Raw genomic sequence first — 21,459 nt, forward strand, 5'->3', positions numbered from 1 at the left:
ATGAAATTGGAGGCGGGGGATGACCAATATCACCGACGAAGTTCATCGTGGTGCCATCTGCGACCTGCGAGCGTTGCAACAACCCGGTCTACAGACTTTCAAACGATATATTCGTGGAAGTTTGCCGGGACCGCCCTTTTGGCGGCTCACAGGTATGCAGCCAACGGAAGCAGGGTTGGGCAAAGCCACCTACTCAATGCCCATCACTCCCTGGCTGGCAGACGGCACCGGGGTTTACTGGGGTGGTATTTACGCGATGTTCGCCGACGCGCCCCTCGCCTCTGCAATTTGGACGACTCTCCCGGCCGGTAAAGTACTTAGCACTTCTGAGTTGAATATGTGTTTTATCCGGCCAATTACCAGCAACACCCAGAATATTGTTGGCCGGGCCACGACTGTGCATTCCGGTAGTCAGGTGGGGCTCTCCAGCATTCAGATCAACGATCAAGATGGCAGAACCCTCGCCTATGGAAGTACCCGCTGCCTAATTGCAGACTTCCCAGTCAATCCCGATCAGGAGCTACCTCTGCCAGACCTGGGACCAACCGATCCCCCAGACCCCTATCTCAGACCGCCACCCAAACCCTATTTCTGTGATATGGGGCATCTGCCGGAACAGGTACCTATTGAGCTTCAGCGAACTACCATCAATGAGGGTCGCATTCACCCCGTATGGTTGCTCACCGGTTACCGCGCCATCGAAATCGAGAACGGCCGCTGTATTTCTACCATGCCCTCATCCCCCTGGTTCTCTAACGGCACCCTGTCTATCTACGGAGGGCTGCTGGCCTGGGCGGCGGACTTCACTATGGGGGCGGCCGTATATTCCACCTTACCGGCGGGCAGTATATTTGCCACCTTAGATATGCATATCCGCTTTGCCAGACCGGCCAAGCTCAACAGTGGGGACCTGATCCTCGAGGCGCAAGTTCTTCACCGCGGCCGCCAGCTACGGGTTTCCTCTTGTAATATCGATACCCCCAGCGGCAAACGCGTGGCAATTGCCACGGGCTCAGCACTAATGATTCCAGGGGGTGCACAAATGTTGAGCGATGGTAAAGAGCCCGATGAGATCATTGCTACCGCTACCTCTGGTAAGCCCTGGACCCCTTAAATCAAATTCCCTGCCAGCACCGCGGCTATCTTCAGGTAAAATGCCCCACATCTATGAAAGGGGTAAGTCCCCAATTACACTTTGACCAAGTAGCCACCAAACTTACTGGCGGCACAATCCAATTACTAATTACTAATTACTATTGCAGGAAACATACTATGGCCTCACTGCAAGACCAGCTGTTACAAGCAGGACTCGTCGACAAGAAAAAAGCCAAACAGATCGGTAAGGAAAAGCGCAAGCAACAGAAAGTTGCAAAGAAATCTTCACAACCACAGGTAGATGAAACGAAGTTAGCCGCGCAGCAAGCGCGTGCGGATAAGGCTGCACGGGATCGCGCCCTGAATGCCGAACGTGACGCTGCGGCTCAACAGAAGGCCATCGCAGCACAAATCAAGCAGCTGGTGAACAACAACCGCCAGCCCTACTCAGGTGAAACCGCCTATAACTTTACCTTTGATAAAAAAATCAAAACTATCTATGTCAGTGAAATCCTGCGGGATCATCTCATTGCCGGCCGGTTGGTGATTGTCGCCCAGGGTGAACAGTTTGAACTGGTACCCAGAGTGATCGCCGACAAAATTGCCGAGCGCAATACCGAAATCATTGTCAAACCTACCGAAACTTCGACCTCGGTGGACGAAGACGACCCCTACGCCGACTTCCAGATCCCCGACGACCTGATGTGGTAAGCCGGTACATGGAGCAACAAGTTACACAGACAGTGGAACAATGGCTCACCGATGTTGTGGTGGGCCTAAACCTCTGCCCTTTTGCGCGCAAACCACTACGCGCAGGCCAGATTCGTTATAAGGTCTGTAAGGCAAACAACGAGGATGCTTTACTGGCAGACCTCCTTGCTGAGCTTCAACGACTCGACAGTACGCCGGAAAACGAACTCCTGACTACCCTGCTGATTATTCCAAATTACCTAAAGGATTTTGCTGACTACAATCAATTCCTCGATCAGGCCGAATGGCTACTGAAGCGCAACCATTACGAAGGTATCTATCAGCTGGCCAGCTTCCACCCGGACTATCAATTCGCAGGTACTGCCCCAGAGGATGCCGAGAACCTCACCAATCGGGCACCCTACCCGATTTTGCACCTGCTGCGGGAAGAAAACCTAGCCAAAATGATTGATCTTTACCCAAACCCGGAAGCTATTCCGGAAAATAATATCCAACGGGTAGAGTCTCTTACTCAGGAGGAGAAGCTAAAACTCTTTCCTTACCTTTTCCAGCAGCTGAAAAAATAAACGATGAAGCCCATCGCAGAACTTCTTCGCTTGAAGAAGAAACTCCGCATTATTGGCTTTGACGATGCCCCTTTCCAAAAAGAGCGGGGCTCACCTGTAAACATCAGCGGGATAATATGTACCGATACCCGCTTTGAAGGCATGCTCTGGGGTGAGGTACAAAAAGACGGCATGGATGCTACTGAAGTTATCACGCAAATATTGCAAAGCAGCAAGTTTTACCCCCAGATTAACGTGGTACTGATTGATGGCGTCGCCGTTGGAGGCTTTAATATCATAGATCTCCCCAAACTGGCTGAATCCTTGAAGCGCCCCTGTATCGCGGTAATGCGTAAACCACCGGATATGTCAGCCATTAATAAAGCCCTGAAAAACTTCCCTGATTATTCACTACGCAGGGAGATTCTACTTAAAGCAGGCAAGGTTTATTCTCACCGTAATTTTTACTTTCAGGTACAGGGCTGTGTCCCGAACATTGCCGCCCAGATACTTGAGCAAGCTACTGATAACGGCAATGTGCCTGAAGCCCTGCGTTTAGCGCATATGATAGGCGCAGCAGTAATGACTGGACAAAGTGGGAACAGAGCCTGAAACATCTCTTTAATGTATTTTCTTATCCTTGGCACCTTTGAATTTATTCTTTCCACAATCCAATTAAGGCTAAGAGTGAGGACATCTTTCATTGGATACCAAACTATTATCGGCGACCTGTATCTCAAAATAGGCTGTTAGGAATTCTTTTATCGATCTTTCTGCTCAGCTCTTCTCCCCCATATTGATCAACCCTCCCAAGATATCTCAAAATATCTATTATACTCAGCAGCAAGCAATAGTAATCTGAGTAAATCAGGATCACTCCAATGCCTCAATACTTCAATATCACCTACTGCCTTGACCTCAATATCACCAAGAAAGTAAATTACGCCTATATAGAGGATAATAAGCTGGAAGAAGGCTTTGTTGGTTACAGGTATCGAGTGGAATGTACATGCAGAGCAAAATACCAAGATCCTCCCACCGACATGTCATTCCTGAAAAAAATATTTAAAGCTGAGATTCAGGATCTCTGCGATCATGCTACGATTATTGATTATCAAGACCCCTTTTTAAAGGAAATTATTAACTCCATAGAATACATGGGCATAATCTATCAACAACAAAAAAAGGCACAATTTATTCAAGCGAACTCCAAAATTGGGAAATTGTGTATAACACCCTTTAAACCAAGCTCCGAAAACCTCGCTAAAGCTTGGCATGGTGCCATTCATCAAAGAGTTGCCGCCAATAGCTCAGACCTAGATATTAATTTCGAAAAGATCAAAGTCTGGGAAACCAACAATTGGTATACAGAGTTCTCTGTAGATCTGTAATTAAAATAGTGGATAGTGATAGCAAAACAAGTTTCACTTAGAGTGGACCACTCGGGTACATTTCAAGGCTATTTTCACTGGTTTTTAATGAAAGTAGCCCTGAATATTAAAAGGTACTGCAATCTACAGAATAACAGCGCTATCCCTCGAGCCAGAGGTGAAAAGAGCGACTAAAGAAAACTGGCTAAACCCTTGGTCCGTTGAAAGAAACTCCTTGCACCAAAAGTGTAAATCTTCAGAAAATGCAGCTATAGCGGATTGTTTGTCGTCATCAGTTTTAAACTGAGATTCTTGAAATTGCTTTTCCAGCGCAGTGAAGTGACAGCGAACAACAGCCTGGGCATCATTCTTTCTTTGGTCATCCGTGACGGTCAGGGTTAATTGCGAGCTGATGGGTTCCCACTGAATAAGGAAGTAACGAGAACTATCATTTACATTTTTACTTAGCTTGGAAATAGCCAGCTCAAGGCTTTCGGCAAGATCCTGATAAATACCCTCACTGCTTAATGCCTGACTTTCCGCATTATATATTTCATACTCAGTATTATCCCCCTCTACCGCTTCAAAGGCGGATATCGAATGACTCATATCCCAAATTAAACCCATAACTCCTCCAGCCAGTCGATCGATTACCCTTACAAGTGAACTATTTTACGACGTTCACGGCCTCCGTACATCCACTTACGAGGTTCAATTGACTGTATAGATTATAAGCAGTGATCTAGGCCAAGACTGTTATATTTCAGATACTCAGAAAAGGACTATGAGGACTACCTGCCCTCAATTTCGGTCAATTTCTGCGACTTGTGACAGTCTAAAAACCTAACCCCATTTGCCAACCGCAGCCTTTACTTGTTTGTGGGGCGCTGAGATACACGCATGGTGATGTCCGCGTGAAACACTTCCTCACCGTTAGCATCGAAGACACCCACGGGCATAACCACATCACCAACCTGAATAGATGCAAAATCTGGATACTCACAAACCGCACGCAGGTTGGTTTTTGCCATTTTCAGGTACTTAACTTCCATCCCCACGGGTATCCAACGAAAGCGGCGATCCAGAGAAACATCCAAGCAGACCCCGCCGGCTAGTTCGGCAGCATTACACATCGCAATCGCATGCACTGTGCCTATATGGTTTGTCACTCCCCAACGTTTCTTCAGCAATACTTCTACACGCCCCTGTGATACCTCAGCAAAGCAGGGCTTAATAGACCTAAAGTAAGGTGCTTTGAAAGCGACCACCTTCGAAACTGTCCAACGCCCAAACGCCGAACCACCAAACTTCTTCCAAAGCTGCAAAACTGCACTCTTCGAGGACTGATACTCCATCTTGTCTCACTACCTTAACCGTTTACTGATAAGCCCTTTGCTAAGGGGCTTGTTAACGGGGGCACTATACAACATCTCTTCTCTAAATCAGGTAATCAGAACTATCAGGGTAATTGACCCTCAAGTGCGCCTAGGGGTTGCCCAAAGACAAAGGAAGCGGAAGATGACCTGTACTCAAGCCTGTGTAGGCTCTCATCCACAGTTTAACCATGCATGCCAACCCTGCACTGAAATTAGCATTTAAATAGAAAGTAAAAGTCGAAAAGCTAAAAACACATTCACCGGAACTTAAATATCTATCTATAGCTTGTGAATTGTGAGAACCATTTCTTATCGACAACATGTAATACTTGAAGAAATTTTACCTATGAATCTACAGCAAAATCAAAAAAACCTAAAAACCATCTTTAAGTTGTATGCTGATTATTGTTTAATTTCGTAAGTTAAAATCATAAAAGTCTAAATACTAACATTTAATAAAAGAGGCTTGCCAATGCCTATTGAGCGATTAAGAACTCCCGAAGAGCGCTTTTCCCTTCTGCCAGGCTTTCCCTATCAACCAAAATACATCGATACTCTGGATGGATACGATTCAATGCGTATGGCCTACATTGATGAAGGCACCTCTGATGCAGAAACAACATTTCTTTGCCTACATGGGGAACCAACCTGGAGCTATCTGTACCGAAAAATGATTCCAGTATTCATAGAAGCTGGGCACCGGGTTATTGCTCCTGATCTCTTTGGTTTTGGTCGTTCCGATAAACCAACAGATGACAATACTTACACCTTTAATTTTCATCGCAACAGCCTGATACAACTTATTGAACACCTAGACCTAAAAAATATCACTTTGGTATGCCAGGACTGGGGTGGACTTCTAGGCCTCACTCTGCCAATGGATATGCCGGAAAGATTTACACGATTACTGGTAATGAATACTGCGATTGCAGCGGGGGATGGCGCTTCGGAAGGTTTTTATCAATGGAGAAATTTTTCTGTCAGTGTTCCAGAGATACCGGTAGGCGGCTTAATTGCCACTGATGCCAGATCGGAAATCAATCTATTTGATATAGTGGCTTATGATGCTCCCTTTCCCGATAACAGCTATAAGGCCGGTGTTCGTCGCTTCCCCTCAATTGTTCCCGTTGATCCCGACATGGAGGGTGTAGAACTGGGGCTAGAGGCCAGAAATTTCTGGTCCAAGACCTGGGAAGGCGATAGCTTTATGGCAATTGGAATGAGGGATGCCGTACTCGGTGAAAAAGTAATGGAAATGCTTAGGGGAATTATCAAAAATTGTCCTCCGCCTCTCAAGCTTGAAGAGGCTGGTCACTTCGTACAGGAATATGGCAAGGAAATTGCTGAAAAAGCCCTATCTCATTTTCAGCTACAAAAACCTGCCCAATAGATAAGAGTTAAAAAATTAGTGTTCATTGCATCTAAATCAGGCCGAATTAACGGCCTGATTTACTAATCGAATAATTTGATCAACACAACTCAGTTATTGACAGTAAAACTGCTCGACTTGCCTGAGTAGCTGCTAACCTTCCCTGTCCAGCCACTTTTCCAGTTTCCCTTGTGTTTTATGCGATAAGTACCCGCAGGAGTATCCTCACCAATTACCCACTGCCCTTCAGCAAAGGAGCAGGCCAGGCAGTCTACCGCAGTATCCCGTGTCCAGATAAAGCGAGTATCCAAGTCATTGTCAGTAAGATAGGTTTCCCAGTTGCCATTTACCTTACGTTGAATCTCTATAAAGGTATCTCCCGTTCTGAAATCGTTACGGGGATGACCGGAGCGAAAACTCGCGGAGACAGTATCACCAATAGAATAGTTGTTACGTACATCATTCCAAACCTGGCCGAAGGATTCCCATAGGCGCTTATCATCGTAGACGACACCAATGACATGAATAATTTGGTCATTCGATAAATCTGTTGGTGTCGGCCCTGCATCCACCGCCAGATTATTATTCATGGCGTTGGCCATGCCTGTATAAATCTGTTGATAAGCCGCCAAGGTATTGGGCCCATAGATCGTATGCCCCCCCTCATAGTGTTGTCTGTCAAATTCTTCATGAGTGGTCACATAACCGGTATAAGCATTGGCCAAACCGGCAATAACTACCCTGGTAACACCGTGCCCCTGCATTGAAGCCAATACCTTTTCTTCCAGGCGGCGACCAGCCATAGTGGTCATTTCACTCGGCGCAGCCACTAGGACCAGGGACCCAATGCGAAACATCTGAAATGGCAGATAAGGGGTATACAGCTGTTGCCCTACTACTTTACGCTCAACAAAAGTGGGTTTGGGATATTGGCAAGGATCATCCTGTGTATCCTTATAAACGGCAGCCGCAGAGAAAGCGTTCATTAACCCAAAGAGCGGGAAACCTCTGATCACTGATTCGAATAGGCTTTCGCTGCGATCCCACTCAATGCCTTCGTTTTCAACTGACATCCCCTCGAAAATACCATCAATCCCACTGGGGCCATCCCAGGAAGAGCCAGCTGTGAATGACCAGCCCACGGCACCTTCGCAAATGTTTTGCTGCCCTTCGCCAGTATATTCCCCGGCTACGGTATAACCGGGGAAATATATGTATTGATGGCGATAATCAAGATTGTTCAATAATTTATTGTTAGAGGTGCTGTAAAGAGACTTCGCTTTGTTTGCCTGTTTTTCTGCAGCCAACTCAAGACTCTCATATTCACTGGAGCCACAACCATTCCCTGGGCCACAAATATTGGGAGAAGCGTCACCTAGATTGCTATTGGCAAAGGCCGCAACAAGATTTCCTGTCGAATCTGTCTGATTTGAAGCCCATTGCTCAAATAAATAACTGGCAGCACCCTTGTGATCACTACTCAACTGACGTTGACCGGTACCAAGTGAAACATTGTGTAGCGCAAACCAGTTAATAATACCCAATGCTTTATTATTCGCATTAACCAGCTTGAGCTGCGTCATAGTTTTGTTGGTATCGTATTGGTAATTGCCCGTATCCGGATTTTGCGCGTAGGGCTCCGGGTTGCGGTTGATACTCGTGTTGAGCAAGGTACCTTGCTCCAGGTAAATGTCGCCCTCTGCCAAACTGCTATTTGCCATAACAATAGATTGGTAGATACCTTCTACGATCGCGTTATAGTTATCTTCCGCATAACCCAGTGCACTCATATTGAGCATCACATAGTGATCATAACCTCCAGGGCCTACGTGGGTGTGGGTGGCCGTGAGCATCACATTTTCATCTGTAAAGCGGTCGTTGCCATACCTACTCTTGAGCTTAGCAACCACACCCTGTTTAACACCTTGAGTAATACTCTGTAAATCGGCGGAAACAAATACTAGACGCTGACTATCCTGAGGATTGGCGATTACAAAAGCACGGGACCACAAGCGGCTATGAATTCCTTTGGTTGTCTGACTGGTTTCTCCATAACCAACCATACCAACATCGGCGGCTGGCCCAGTGATATCGTATTTACCCGTACCTAATAGCCACTCTGCACTAAGAGCCAGGGGGGAGAATCCAAGCAGTATAAAAAATGTGGTATACCACCGAATTATTTTTGTCTTCATTTTTTCTCCATAATTTTTATACGAAAAGTCCTTTCAAAGGCCCTCTATCCTTGATTTCAAGGCGCCAAGAAGCCAGTCCCTTCCGAAAAAATCAGCTTGATATTGTGTGATAAAAACTGGCCGAACCAGTGGATACCTGTAAGTAATTACCAACTACTCACAACGGTTTTCTCTTCCTGATACCGCTGCCTTAGCATTCTAGAAACTGTGAAGAATGATCGGCAGGGTCGATGTCCTTGATCGCACCAGGCGTTTATTATTTTGTAAAGGCACGCAGGTGCCAGCATACTCTAATTATCCCAGTCAGTGTGGTTAACAGAACTCAACGGCCGCCAAAATAAATCTGACATGATAAATTTCAAAGTAATACCAACCCAATAAAAAACAGAAATAACAATTAATTATTTCTGTTTGCGCCAACTGACAGCACTATTCATCTTATAAAGCACAACAATAAAAAGATGACTCACGCGTTCTAACAAACACTTGATCAGCCGCTCATCTACCATGCGATAAAGGACGTAATGAAAAAAAAGACCGATAAAACTCATAGGCTTCCAGTAAACAATCACTGAGGAATGCTGGGAAGGGGATCAAAGTATGGCCAGGCCTTTTTCGGATAAAATGACCTACAAATGGGAGAAAATAGAGAAAACTATACCTTGGCTATTTAGTCATGAAAATCTCGATATTCCAGAAAGAAACTTTATTGCCCAGAAAGGGCCCTAAGATGAGTTGCAAATAATGAATAAGCAGTGGTTAGCAAATGCGTATTAAATTACTCAAAGCGGGTTTCACCTCCCTATTCTTACTCGGCATCACCCCTCTCTCCATGGCCGCAACCAACTGTAAGGTCAATATGGTTATCCAAAGTCAATGGGATAAGGGCTATATGGCCTCTGTAGTGGTCCGTAATACTGGCACAGAGCCTATTAATGGCTGGAACCTTGATTGGCAATGGCCCGGAGACCAGGTAATTGACGGCTCCTGGAATGCCAAAATTTCCCAAAATGGCAATACTGCAACAGCAGAAGGTACAGGTGACTTTGCCAATATTCCCGTGGGTGAGGCTCGCTCTTTTGGCTTTAATATCGCCTACTCTGGAGGAACACAAATCCCCTCCAAAATCAATGCCAGTTGTCACAATCAGCAAACCCCTCCACCGACAACATCAGAGCCACCGAAAACCAGCCCGCCCTTATCAGCAATAGAGAGCTACAACTATATTTTGGGCACCCAGACTATCAGCCCTAAGTACAGCTTCACTGGCGAAGGCTCTCTAGTGGAATCCGCTAAAGCCATCCGCGCAATGGGGTCCAACCTACTTAAGATCGCCCTGTCTACCGGCTTGTACGATGAACTTAATGGCTTGGGCCTTGACTACCAGTTCAAACGGATGCTGGAAGAAGTACCCGCTTACCGAGAGGTGCTCGATATGGACTTCTCCCACTATATGTTCTGGGTGGAGGACTCCGGATCTTGGATGGACAATAAAGGCATGTCTCAGGAAGAGCTCACCTGGCAGTACGATAAGATTTATGCGATGGCCGAGTATCTATTAACGAAATACAGCGGCTCAGGTAAAACGTTTATGATCGGTCATTGGGAGGGCGACTGGAACCTCGTGCAAAAAGCCGATGGAACACGGGACGACAACCAAGTGAAGATTGACCCGCTGCGAATTCAGGGATTGATCGACTGGCTCAATATTCGCCAAAAAGCCATTGAAGATGCCAAGGCCAATATTCCCCACTCCAACATCAACTTGTATCACTATGTAGAGGTGAATCGGGTTGAATCCGCAATGCAGGGTAAAGAGCGCATCACCAACGCCGTATTACCACACACCAATGTCGACCTCGTTTCCTACTCAGCCTATGATCTGACTACCAAAGAGAAACATTCTGATTTCGCCACCCTACACACCGAGCTAACCAAAGCACTGGACTTTATTGAGTCAAAACTGCCGCAAAAAACTGGTCTGCCCTTCGAAAAGCGGGTGTTTATCGGTGAATACGGTTACGGTGAATCTTGGTTTAAAGACTGGGGCACCCGCTCTGGTGAAGCGCAAGATATGTTGTCTCGCAATGTAATTAAAACCTCTCTTGAGTGGGGCTCTCCCTTTATTCTTTACTGGCAGATGTACGGGAACGAATACGATAGCTGGATTAAAGAATTTGTCGGTTACTGGTTGATTGATAACAATGGCAATAAAAAGGAGATTTATCAAACCCACAAGAATTTTTACACTGATGCCAAGAGCTATCTAAATAACTATCACACCAAGCAGGGGGCTCTACCCTCAGAGTCTGAATTCCGCGCTTTTGCCCTAAAATGGTTTGAATCCTCTACTGCTACCAAACCTGACAATACCACTGAGCCCACATCAGGTACGAACACTGGGAACGGCACTAATACTGGAACTGAGCCAACACCCACAACACCCGCAGAGCAACCCCAAGCCTCAGGTCAATGTACGGTGGAATACGCCATTCAAAATGACTGGGGTAATGGATTTATGGCCAATGTTGTCATACGCAATACCGGGGATCAGCCACTGGATGCTTGGCAAATAAAATGGCAATGGCCGGGCAACCAAAAAGTAACCCACTTTTGGAATGCTGAGGTGGTTGACCACTCTGGCTCGGTAACCGCTAGCGGCCAGGATGTTATTCCACCAGGAGAGGCACGTGCCTTTGGATTTAATGGCGAGTATAGCGGAACCAATAGTCAGCCAACTCTTAATGCCACCTGCCAAGCCAGCGGTTCATCCCAGGTTGGCACCGGCAATCCAGCAACTCCCCCCGTAGCCGGAAACCAACCCGGCGATAGCGGAAGCTCCTCTCAGGATGGTACCGGTAAAATCAAACTTTGGTTTATCGGGGATTCAATCACCTATGGTATGACCACCCTGCCCTACAACTCAATGGGGTTCCGCTCACAAATCTGGCAGCAAATCGTCGAGGCCTCTGATGGGAAATCCAGCTTTCCCCTAAGCAGTAGCGATAATAACGGCAGCCTGACCATTAGCTATAATGGTCAGCCCGTAGAAACTATTGGTACTGTGAGTGGCCCAACCGGACCCGATGGAGTAGAGAAGAAGACTGGAAATTACTGGCATACCGGAATTCCTGGAGCAAGTACGAGCGATATGCAGTGCTTTCTTAATCCTACAGGCCATCAAATCCCAGCAGGTTATAGCTCTGCCAGCTGCGCAGATGCTATTGCCTACTTTAATTCTGTCGTTACTGAAATGTGTCGTGAAAGTGGTAACAGCGCAGGGTGGTTAGACAACCAAGCCTGCCCATTAAACCTAAATCTGGCGGCATCAGATGCTATTATTGTGCCTATCCAGCTGGGCACAAACGATATCACCCATCTCAATCGGAATGGCGTTACCCAATGTGGTGCGGCTCCGAAGGCTGGGAGCCTAACGGCTAAGCGCCTAGACGAAGTAGTGGAAAGCATTATCTCTAGCAATAATACTCGAGATAAAACAACGTTGGTGGGCAAAATATACAGCCACCTAAGTGCAATGGGTATACCGGATAATAAAATTGCCTTTGTAATTTCCACCATTCCCCGTAGAACGAACTTGGATGGTCAGGACCCTTCCAACCATTGTACAGACTATTACAATACGAAAATCAAAAGTACTATTGCTAGTATCACTCCTCCGGTAAAGATTCTTCTTGTTGATCAGGGCAATATTGTACCGACAGGTGATTCTGTACACCCAACAACAGCCGGACATAAAGTTATGGCCTGCAACTTGCTGTATGGCTATAACTATGGGCACTCAGAAAATTTTAACTGTCCTACCCCCAATAGCACACCAAAAACTGGTTTACTGCATGCTTTTTCTGCTGTATCAGTAAAATAGCCTCTATTAGCTATTAGAAAGGTGTTCTAAAAATTCTAGTACCCATTAAAAAATAGAAGTGATTTATTGCGGAGCATTTTTGCAAGATATAAAGTCCCCATGGATTGGTGCGGTATCATAAATAATTGTTACAGCCATAAAAGTACTGAAATCTTCCGTTAAATCGAAGAGGTCTACCACATCAATTGTGGCCGGACCTCTTCCTTCTACTGACCGGGTATAGCTAAGATGTAATGCAACTTGGTTAGTCTTTAACACACCCGAAAGTATATTATTCAGTTTCATAGCACGATCACTAATTGACTGAAAAATATAGGAATAAAAACTCTCTACTGAGCATTTCCCAAAAATTGGCGAATAGACCAAAGCATTTTCTGAAAACAATGAAAGAAGTGTATCCAAGTCCCCCCGCTCCAAGGCAGATAGATATTGGTAACAGAGCTGCTCGGTCTCTTTAATATCTACAGATTTCTTCATCATTTATCTTGCCTAGCCAAAGTTCGATCCACCATCTCACCACAAAGCCCAAGGTAATTATTGGGATCAAGCAGCTTATCCACTTCATTATCGGTTAAGGCCTTAGAAACCTCATTATTCTCCTTTAATAGATCCGCAAATGGTCGATCAGTTTCCATTGCTTGACAGCAAATTTTGTAAACAAGATCATGAGCTTTCTCACGGCCAATCTTTGGGCCTAGCCCCATCATCACCGCTTCAGAAGAAACCAAACCTCCAGTCATCTGTAAATTTCGCATCATATTATCTGGGTGTACATTGAGACCCCGCAACGCGAACTTCGCCTGTGCCAATGCCGCAGCGGATAAACAAAAGATTTCAGGAAGAACCACCCACTCAATCTCCCAGGTTCCCGTCGCACGCTCGTGATCTTCCTCCATAGCATTGAGTAACGCCGCCACCTGTTGTCGCACAATGGGCACTATTCCACTCATATATACTGAGGAAACTGGGTTGTGCTTTTGCGGCATAGTGCTAGAAGCACCGCGCCCCGCAGTGAAGGGCTCCGTGACCTCCCCGACTTCTGTCTGTGCCATCAGTTTGATATCTTGGGCTATCTTACTCAGAGTGCCGGTGATTAACCCCAATAGACAGGCGACTTCAGCTATCCGATCACGCATGGTATGCCAGGCGATAACAGGTATAGCGAGATTAAGCTCCTTCATAAGTCCAGCCTGCACCGCTAGGCCTTGATCTCCCAAGGAGGCTAGGTTTCCCGCAGCACCACCAAATTCCCCGACTAGGACTCGTTTCTTAATTTCTGCAAGCCGTTGCTGGTGCCGATGAAAACCCGCTAACCACACAGCTGCTTTATAGCCAAAGGTAATTGGTACAGCTTGTTGAAGGTTACTTCTCGCAACCATTGGCGTATCCCGGTAATCCTCGGCTAGAGCGGCCAGCGCACCGGCGATTTCATCTACTTCCGTCTCCACAAGCTTTAATGCTGCACGAATCTGCAATATAGTAGCGGTGTCGGTAATGTCCTGAGTTGTTGTGCCCCAGTGGCACCACTGCCCTAGCCCCCCCTTACAACGCTCAACTAACTGCTGTACAACTCCAAATACCGGATAGCCAATTAACTCTGTCTGGGATCTCAACTGCTCAAGGTCAATTTCTTCAACACGACAATGTTGGCAAATCTCATCTGCTGCCTCTTTGGGAATGATATCAAGTCTCGCCTGTACCCTGGCCAAGGCAGCCTCTACATCCAAGTAGTACTGAACTCTTTGCCGGTCAGAAAAGATCTCACTCATGGCAGGAGTACTAAAGAGACCAGAAAAGACCTGCGAGTCTATAAGAGTTGCAGCCATTGTTAACCTCCCAAATAACAGGTAACAGCAGCGCTTTAAAGCAAAGTGTAATAATCAAGAAGAGCATAAAATGAGACAAATACAAGCATCAGTGTGCATATGCCACATTTTCTTTAAAGAGTAGACAATAGTCCCAACTTTCAGAGACATTGGTATGATCCATAGCTGGTAAACTTAACCGGGTCAAATTAAGAAACTATGTAATCAAATTGAAGCAAAATTGAGATATTCGCCGCTAACCAGCACCTAGGCCAAATGCTAAGTATCCGGTAATAGCCAACAGGAGCAGAAGCCCAATTAATCCCGCCCGACCAGGTAATTCTGTAGGTGATGACTGTATGTTTTTTTCACGTACATAGGTGTTAACAATTATTCTTGCTTCTTTAAGATTAATATTCTTGTATTCACGCAGAAGCTTCATAGCTTGAATCATTTGGCCACTTTCAATTGCATCAACTACATCTTCTTCCAATTTCATCATTGGTCCAATTACCGCTCAAGGAACTATAATTTTGGCATATAAAATATGAAAATTCATGGAAACTACTATAGTTATGTCGAACCATTCCTATTAGTGTAATTGGTTCTATAAGAACATCTCCTCAAGAACCTGACTACAAACACCCACAAATTCTTAAATAATCTTTAATGTTACTGACTGAAAAATAAGCTATGTACTCTATAACCACCAAGAGCAAGCCGCCACTAGATCCTTTTTTGCAACCACAAAGAAATCAACTCAAACAGGCGAAAATAAATTAGTATCAACCCCTACTAACCAGGAGAAAGCCTTCTTTGGAAACCCTAAAGACAACAACGTTAAAGCACCTAGATCACACAAAAATATTACCAGTGAGACTTACAAGTGCGACAACTATACCCTTCTCACACATCGACCAACACAAGAGCAACCCCTTTAACCCAATAAGATATTGAAATCATTGATTTAGATCAATAACCCGCATCTCAAGACAGGAAATCAAAAAATATAAAAATATCAAAAATGAAGTCATTAACAACCAGAAAGCCTACAACTGCATCAATCAAAAACGATAAAGCACAAAATAAAAAGCATGCTCTTGAAATATTTTTGAGCACAAAAAAATCATTCACTATTCAAAAGGAAACAAAACAAACACTAAACCTGCATCAACTCTCTCTTAAAAAAAAGCAAATACTCCCAAATAGGTATAGAGATCTAACCACCAAGAATCACAGCTAACAAAAAACCATAAAATAAGAAGCGCCCATGGGAAATCAATTACAATTTAACAATTGCCAATAAAAATCCAACTTCGTATACTGAAATTCTATCAAAAAACAATAAACTTAAAGCTAGTGGGCACAGGATGTGCATTGACAACCTGAAAAGCAAACAAGCTATACCGTCAACATCTAGAAAAGGAATTTTAACATTAAAACGAGCAACACAAGCCGAGTTTGGCTGAAAGATCTATCCGAGGAAGCACTTAACCATAGGGCTGTAAATCATACCTATTTAATACGATTTAGCGAGGCATCCCTGCCAAATTTTCCTTACGTTGTGGCTGATTTTGCACAACAATACAGCCTATACACATCCCGATTTATTAACTTATTAAGTGCAGCCATCTCCAAGCTGACCATTCCGGAGCACCGAAATATACTCTTGGAAAACCTGAACGAAGAATCTGGTAATTATGAGGAAGATGAACTTGGAATACTAAATCACCATGGAATAGATCCAAGGTGGATAAAAAATATCCCCCATGCTGATCTTTTTACCCGCTTTAAAGAAAAGGTCACACAGGGTAAACAAGAAACACCTCTTTCGGATGATGCGATCATCTGGTATGACATGCTTTCAATGGTACTACTTTATGGCTCTACCGAGGAAGCAATAGGAGCTTTAGGGATAGGAACAGAGCATGTAGTGAGTACAATTTATCCATATATTGAAAAGGGGTTGAAGCATTTACCTGAAATTCAGCCCAAGGACTACTGCTTCTTTTCCGTTCACACTCTAATCGACGATGATCATGCTGAAAGTCTCAACCAGATCGCATTAACTTTTGCCGAGACAGAGGAAGGAAGGAGGCGTCTTCGCCAGGGTGCAACTAAGGCTCTGAATTTAAGAGCTGCTTTTTGGGATGGCATGCTTGCACGAGCATACAACAATACAAAAATCATCGACAACAATTATAACTCGACAACCACACAAGTATCAGGAGTGGCTCAGGATGAACCAACCTATATCAACTGAATCAATTTATAATGCACAAGCCACGAATTGGCTTAGATCAGAAAAAATACTGTTGAGTGACTTCACGGCAAGACCTCGTGTTTTAGAGGCTCTGGGCAAAATCAAAGACCAAGATATCCTAGACTTTGGCTGTGGAGAGGGCTATGTATCACGCATGCTGATAGAGGCTGGTGTCAAGTCAATTTTTGGAGTTGACTCTTCTGCTGAAATGATAGCTCAAGCACAATCGATGGCTAAGGAACTCAAGCTATCTAATGCAACTTATACCGTAGGCAATGCAGTTTCATTTAATCAATTTCCACAAACCAGATTCGACAAGGCCATTGCCGTATTCCTTTTCAATTACCTGACTATCGAAGAAATGACTCAGGTAATGAGTAAAGTACGTTCTTTGCTGGTAGCAGGTGGTACTTTTGTCTTTACCGTACCCCATCCATGCCTCCCCTTTATGAGGGAAGAAAGCCCACCGTTTTACTTTGAACATGGTGAAAAATCTTATCTCGACGGTATAAATAAGACCTTTGAGGGGAAAATCTGGCGTAGAGATGGGGTCCCGGTCTCTGTTCGCTGTGTACATAAAACCTTTGCACACTACTTCGAAGCCCTTGCTAAAGCCGGCTTTAACAGCCTACCCGAAGTCAAAGAATTAGCTGTAACGGATGAACATCTAGCATTTGACCCTGAATTTTTTGGTCCACTAAATGGCTATCCACTGCATGTGTTATTTAAGGTGAAGGTAAATGATTGATATAGCACCTGACGAGACTATCCGTGCACAGGCATGGACAGCCGCAGAGTTGGAAGCTAAACCCAACTGGAAATTTAATTGGCCTAATGACTGGCCAAATGAAATCAAAGCCCTGCAAGAATGGTCTAAAGAGCAGGACAACCCTATTCGGGCTTTGCAAGCAGATTCTGTTGCCACTCCTCAGTTTGATCAGCTCGCCCAAAAAATCAAAAGTGAAATCCATGAAGGCAATGGTGTTACTTGGATTCGAGGAGTAAAAGGCTTTGATCAAACAACACTAAATCTTCTGTTTCTCAAAATCAGCCTGGCAATGGGGCAGACTATTGATACCTACGGTAGACTCTACGGCATTTTAGATACGGGCAAAAGCTATAAAGACGAAGCCATTCCTGTTTCACAAACTAACGCAGCAACTGGTGTACATACAGATAGCTCACAACGAGCCATACAACCAAATATTTTAGGGCTCTGCTGTATTACCCCCGCGATTCAAGGTGGTAAATCTAAAGTAGTTTCTGCAGCCCAGGTACATCAAAATCTCAAGAAACAGGCACCTAAAAAGCTAGAGCTGCTCTACAAGAATTACATTCGAGATCTTGTCACACCAGGGAGCGATAAAGATATCCAGAATATTCTGAACAATCATTTCCCGATTTTCAGCTATGCCAATGGCAAAATTTCTATCCGCTATATGCGCTACTGGATAGAGAAAGGCCATCAACGAGTCAATAATCCCTTAACGGCAGAGGTACTTCAAGCACTGGATCTTCTTGATGGAGAACTAAATAACAAAGAAAATGTTGTTAGCTTTTATATGAATTCTGGCGATATGATTTTTATTGACAATACTAGAGTCTTGCACGATCGCGATGAATTTATAGACACACCCGAGCAAAAACGAATATATACAAGGGTGTGGATAGATTAAGTGCTTACAGGCTCCAGGAGAATCTTCTCCGGGGGCCTGGCAATTAGGTGCATTAGTCTACTGGGTAAGTAATTATAAAGTCGGATCCGATTTAATCATTCTCACTAGCAACATAAGTATGAGGAAGCTGAATATATTCAAAAAACTTTCGCCCAAATCGGCCTCCAGTACTCTCTCTAACTCCAGGCCTGCTAAAAAGCAGCTCCCCTATATTCACTCCAACCCCAACATAGAGCTCTCTACGCAAAGGGTCGTCTCGTTCTTTTTCTTTCAAAGTGAAACCCCGAGCAAAGTAACCCCCATGTAACTCCAGATAATTAAGAGGATTTCTCCGTGATAAGCCAAAACCACTTAACTTTAAGGCCAGTAGATATTTTTGCCCCGAGTAATCTGAGTGTGGCTTAAAGCCAGAGCGATTACCCGATGGAAGATATTCTAGACGAAAATCCAGCTTTTCCCTAAGCCCGGGGATATTCCGTCTTAGGTAAGAGATTCCTACCCCTGCAGTATTGGCAACAACGTCCTCCCAGGCAAAGCCATGCTCCTTAGAGTAACCATCGCCTAACTCCACAAATAACATACTCAGCCAAGCTAGAGTAACTGCACTAGCCTCCGCCCCCACCGCATTACCAGCCTTGCAGTGAATGGCATCTGTAAAGAATTCACTGAGAAGATAGCTACCATAGACATGACCGAGCTTATCCATACCACCATTGGCAGTATCATCCTCAAAGAAACCCTCACTAGTTGTACCAAAACTACTAGATCCCCAGTCCCAATCCACTAAACCAATCGCTAAAGTGGAAACAGCTACCCCTGCAGCCTCAAATGGAATGGTAGATACATGCTCCTTGAATTTAGGCAGTTTAAAACCATGCCATCTAGAATCAGCCACCGGATACTGCTGTATACAACCAAATCTTTGTGATTCTTCGAAGGACATTGAATTACGGCCTACAGGGCTGGCCACCTCTTTAGCTAACCCCTCAAAGCTCCACATAGCAAAAAGCATGACCAAAGAAATTCTCTGAGCTATTACACGGTTCATCATTTCCATTTATTCCTTTAATAGGAAAATCCGACTTCAACTTTTATCACATTCAAGGGTAAGTGTTGTATGACAAAGCAAGCTATCTTAGCAATAAAGCCAAACTTGCTAGCTCAACTTTCCTTATTATCTCTATATATACCAATCATTAAGCATAGGAATAAATATAGACAAGGTCCAGAAACAGACCTAAAGGAGATTATTGCGCCAGAAAGGTGGGACGGGGCATATTGAATCAACTGATATTATTATTGGAACAACTCACTTCAAGACAATGCATCAGCATATAAACACCGCTCCAGGAGGATAAAGCATCTATAAAGACAAAGTGATTTATTTCATATAAATAATCGACTAACCGCCAAGTATTGGCGCTTTAAATTAAAGATTAGTAAAGATCAACGTCAAACAACATTACATCATAAAAATTCACTGTCTATCAACACTTGAAAGTGCACCCCAAAAATCAGCCTCATAGGCTTGAATAAGCCTTACGCGAGTTTCAATATCCGACTCACTTACTCCGGAGGCCAAGCCTTTTGCCACTATAGCTATAGCCTGCTCTCTAAAATCAGAAGGTAAAGTGCTAAAATTGATTAAGAACTCCAACTGACTGTCAGACAACCCCCTATATTGTTTAAGTGCTTTTGCCATACGGCCAACATTTTTACCAAAACTTTGAAAGTTGATTAAAAGAGCTGCCGCAATCTCTGCAGGTTCCGCATAATTTGCCAACCATGTTGTATAAGCTGGATACGCCTGCGCTCCAGCTAGTGGACGATACTTGGCAATGTGACTTTCCGAGATATTAAGCGCCTGAATGAGAGCCGGTAATTGCTCACTGGCTGATACCTCATTAACAACTAAACGATAAAAGAATTTATTAGTTACCTTACTTGAAGAATCACCGAATCGATGCAATGAAAGTGCGTTATTACGAAGGTCAGATTGAATAATCAAACGCTGCTCCAGTGCAAAAGCGTTTATAACTGACATTGACAACTCATTCTTCTCTAGCTTCTGGAGAATGACAGGAACTTCATTACTAAGATATTTATTTTCAAGCCTCTGGATTAACTCTTCGGCCTTATTTCGCTCTTCCTTAACAACCTCAGCTACAGAATCCGCCATAGCCATTACAAAGAAAATCACAATAACCGCCATCCTGGCAAAAAATCCTAAAGTCACCTTATGGCATCCCCGCAATTAAAACATTAAGTGTAGCACCCTTTAGGAGGTTTAATTAAGCCACCTCAAGAAACCTCAAAAGATAATTTAGACAAATTACCATCAGAGGAGATATCATTCATTTAAAATTAACAAGAGACATAAATCGCTACCAGCAAGACGAAACTGCTTTCATTAAAAATGAATAAATTTTCCTTACACAAAAACTTTCAAAACTAATATTTAGCCGACCCCACATATTCACCTCAATAAACAACACAGTTTATATTAGGTATGCAGGAAAACCCTCTAATGAACCTTGATTTTAACTTTAATTTACCGATCACAGGATAAAGAGATCGGTGATCTCCAACCTCAATTAGGTCAAGCGGCGATAATTATCATTGGAAGCTAGTTTTCCCAAAATGAAAACTTGTACGGAAGGTTCAGAACCCACAAATAATTACTCACAATCATGAAGCAACGTTAATATTGCCTCACCTTCTATTACCCAACATCAAGCCCTTAATGGAGTAAATTGTAATGCAAAAAAATTGATCGATTGCAAAAATTTCTCTAACTGTTGACATAATCATTAAGTAAATTTAATCACCACCCCTAGCGGCATCAGAGCCTTTCAATTAGGACACAGTTTACTAGAGGCTGTTTCATAACTTGAAATCGGTTATTCTCACGTAATTACATAGAAAAAAGTCCAGCAATAGTGAGCCGATTCAAGTCAGAGTTAACCAATGATCAATGGAAATTGATCGAACCTTGTCTCCCTGAGTTAAAACGAGGAAAGGGAGGCCCAAAACCCATTGATAATCGAGCTTGTTTTGAAGGCATCCTTTGGGTTTTACGTTCTGGAGCGCGATGGAAAGATCTTCCTTCACACTATCCATCACCGAGTACATGCTGGAGAAGGCTTCAGTTTTGGGAAGAGCAAGGAGCTT

General features: G+C 44.1%; 18 protein-coding genes and 1 pseudogene. 11 read left to right on the forward strand and 8 right to left on the reverse strand.

Annotation, left to right across the window (positions count from 1 at the left end):
- Positions 1-19: 19 nt before the first annotated feature.
- The 5 genes from ACJJIC_RS17310 (at position 20) to ACJJIC_RS17330 (ending at position 3,742) form a co-directional block, all read left to right on the forward strand.
- Positions 20-1,114 carry a PaaI family thioesterase gene (locus ACJJIC_RS17310; RefSeq protein WP_252082487.1) on the forward strand — a complete coding sequence of 365 codons (1,095 nt, stop codon included), beginning with the start codon at positions 20-22 and terminating at the stop codon, positions 1,112-1,114.
- A 158-nt stretch (positions 1,115-1,272) separates the two neighbouring features.
- Positions 1,273-1,806: a DUF2058 domain-containing protein gene (locus ACJJIC_RS17315; protein WP_252082489.1), complete on the forward strand. Its 534-nt coding sequence runs from the start codon at positions 1,273-1,275 to the stop codon at positions 1,804-1,806.
- Between the two features lie 8 nt (positions 1,807-1,814).
- On the forward strand, positions 1,815-2,372 hold the full coding sequence (locus ACJJIC_RS17320; RefSeq protein ID WP_252082491.1) for a DUF1415 domain-containing protein: 558 nt from the start codon (positions 1,815-1,817) through the stop codon (positions 2,370-2,372).
- Between the two features lie 3 nt (positions 2,373-2,375).
- Positions 2,376-2,963, forward strand: coding sequence for an endonuclease dU (locus ACJJIC_RS17325; protein WP_444884251.1), 588 nt, complete (start codon positions 2,376-2,378; stop codon positions 2,961-2,963).
- A 269-nt stretch (positions 2,964-3,232) separates the two neighbouring features.
- Complete coding sequence (locus ACJJIC_RS17330) at positions 3,233-3,742, forward strand: 6-carboxytetrahydropterin synthase (RefSeq protein WP_444889798.1); 510 nt, start codon at positions 3,233-3,235, stop codon at positions 3,740-3,742.
- A 123-nt stretch (positions 3,743-3,865) separates the two neighbouring features.
- Here ACJJIC_RS17330 and ACJJIC_RS17335 read toward each other — a convergent pair whose 3' ends face one another.
- Together ACJJIC_RS17335 and ACJJIC_RS17340 are read right to left on the reverse strand one after the other, a co-directional pair.
- The gene (locus ACJJIC_RS17335; RefSeq protein ID WP_444900262.1) at positions 3,866-4,348 is read right to left on the reverse strand and encodes a hypothetical protein; all 483 of its coding nucleotides are present in this window, start codon (positions 4,346-4,348) and stop codon (positions 3,866-3,868) included.
- Between the two features lie 242 nt (positions 4,349-4,590).
- On the reverse strand, positions 4,591-5,076 hold the full coding sequence (locus ACJJIC_RS17340; RefSeq protein ID WP_445357500.1) for a hotdog fold domain-containing protein: 486 nt from the start codon (positions 5,074-5,076) through the stop codon (positions 4,591-4,593).
- Between the two features lie 493 nt (positions 5,077-5,569).
- On the opposite strand from ACJJIC_RS17340, the gene ACJJIC_RS17345 reads away from it, so the two are divergent.
- The gene (locus ACJJIC_RS17345; RefSeq protein WP_252082499.1) at positions 5,570-6,487 is read left to right on the forward strand and encodes a haloalkane dehalogenase; all 918 of its coding nucleotides are present in this window, start codon (positions 5,570-5,572) and stop codon (positions 6,485-6,487) included.
- Positions 6,488-6,576: 89 nt separating this feature from the next.
- Here the strand turns inward: ACJJIC_RS17345 and ACJJIC_RS17350 are convergent, their stop codons facing one another.
- Complete coding sequence (locus ACJJIC_RS17350) at positions 6,577-8,661, reverse strand: neutral/alkaline ceramidase (RefSeq protein ID WP_445357501.1); 2,085 nt, start codon at positions 8,659-8,661, stop codon at positions 6,577-6,579.
- Between the two features lie 766 nt (positions 8,662-9,427).
- On the opposite strand from ACJJIC_RS17350, the gene ACJJIC_RS17355 reads away from it, so the two are divergent.
- Positions 9,428-12,544 carry a cellulose binding domain-containing protein gene (locus ACJJIC_RS17355; protein ID WP_445357502.1) on the forward strand — a complete coding sequence of 1,039 codons (3,117 nt, stop codon included), beginning with the start codon at positions 9,428-9,430 and terminating at the stop codon, positions 12,542-12,544.
- Positions 12,545-12,607: 63 nt separating this feature from the next.
- Here the strand turns inward: ACJJIC_RS17355 and ACJJIC_RS17360 are convergent, their stop codons facing one another.
- The 3 genes from ACJJIC_RS17360 to ACJJIC_RS17370 all read right to left on the reverse strand — a co-directional run bounded on the left by ACJJIC_RS17360 (position 12,608) and on the right by ACJJIC_RS17370 (position 14,848).
- A complete protein-coding gene (locus tag ACJJIC_RS17360; RefSeq protein ID WP_445359696.1) occupies positions 12,608-13,021 on the reverse strand; it encodes a nuclear transport factor 2 family protein in 414 nt (137 codons plus the stop codon).
- Positions 13,021-14,370 carry a 3-carboxy-cis,cis-muconate cycloisomerase gene (pcaB, locus tag ACJJIC_RS17365; RefSeq protein ID WP_445357503.1) on the reverse strand — a complete coding sequence of 450 codons (1,350 nt, stop codon included), beginning with the start codon at positions 14,368-14,370 and terminating at the stop codon, positions 13,021-13,023. Before pcaB ends, ACJJIC_RS17360 begins: the two co-directional genes overlap by 1 nt.
- Positions 14,371-14,605: 235 nt before the next feature.
- Entirely contained in the window at positions 14,606-14,848 is a 243-nt protein-coding gene (locus tag ACJJIC_RS17370) for a hypothetical protein (RefSeq protein ID WP_444923029.1), read from the reverse strand.
- Positions 14,849-15,913: 1,065 nt separating this feature from the next.
- On the opposite strand from ACJJIC_RS17370, the gene ACJJIC_RS17375 reads away from it, so the two are divergent.
- Genes ACJJIC_RS17375 through ACJJIC_RS17385 form a run of 3 tightly spaced genes read left to right on the forward strand, consistent with a single transcriptional unit; the run spans position 15,914 to position 18,288 of the window.
- Entirely contained in the window at positions 15,914-16,612 is a 699-nt protein-coding gene (locus tag ACJJIC_RS17375; protein WP_445357504.1) for an iron-containing redox enzyme family protein, read from the forward strand.
- Positions 16,590-17,360, forward strand: coding sequence for a class I SAM-dependent methyltransferase (locus ACJJIC_RS17380; protein WP_445357505.1), 771 nt, complete (start codon positions 16,590-16,592; stop codon positions 17,358-17,360). The genes ACJJIC_RS17375 and ACJJIC_RS17380 overlap by 23 nt, the downstream gene beginning before the upstream one ends.
- Positions 17,353-18,288: a TauD/TfdA family dioxygenase gene (locus tag ACJJIC_RS17385; RefSeq protein WP_252082514.1), complete on the forward strand. Its 936-nt coding sequence runs from the start codon at positions 17,353-17,355 to the stop codon at positions 18,286-18,288. The genes ACJJIC_RS17380 and ACJJIC_RS17385 overlap by 8 nt, the downstream gene beginning before the upstream one ends.
- Before the next feature lie 91 nt (positions 18,289-18,379).
- Here the strand turns inward: ACJJIC_RS17385 and ACJJIC_RS17390 are convergent, their stop codons facing one another.
- On the reverse strand, positions 18,380-19,339 hold the full coding sequence (locus ACJJIC_RS17390; protein WP_444909120.1) for a DUF2279 domain-containing protein: 960 nt from the start codon (positions 19,337-19,339) through the stop codon (positions 18,380-18,382).
- A gap of 426 nt (positions 19,340-19,765) precedes the next feature.
- Complete coding sequence (locus ACJJIC_RS17395) at positions 19,766-20,524, reverse strand: thiaminase II/PqqC family protein (RefSeq protein ID WP_444909119.1); 759 nt, start codon at positions 20,522-20,524, stop codon at positions 19,766-19,768.
- A 703-nt stretch (positions 20,525-21,227) separates the two neighbouring features.
- Here ACJJIC_RS17395 and ACJJIC_RS17400 point away from each other — a divergent pair.
- A pseudogene (locus ACJJIC_RS17400) lies at positions 21,228-21,407 on the forward strand (transposase); the annotation flags it as partial.
- Positions 21,408-21,459: the final 52 nt, after the last annotated feature.

The sequence above is a fragment of the Microbulbifer mixtoriginis (SeqCode) genome, assembly GCF_052468275.1.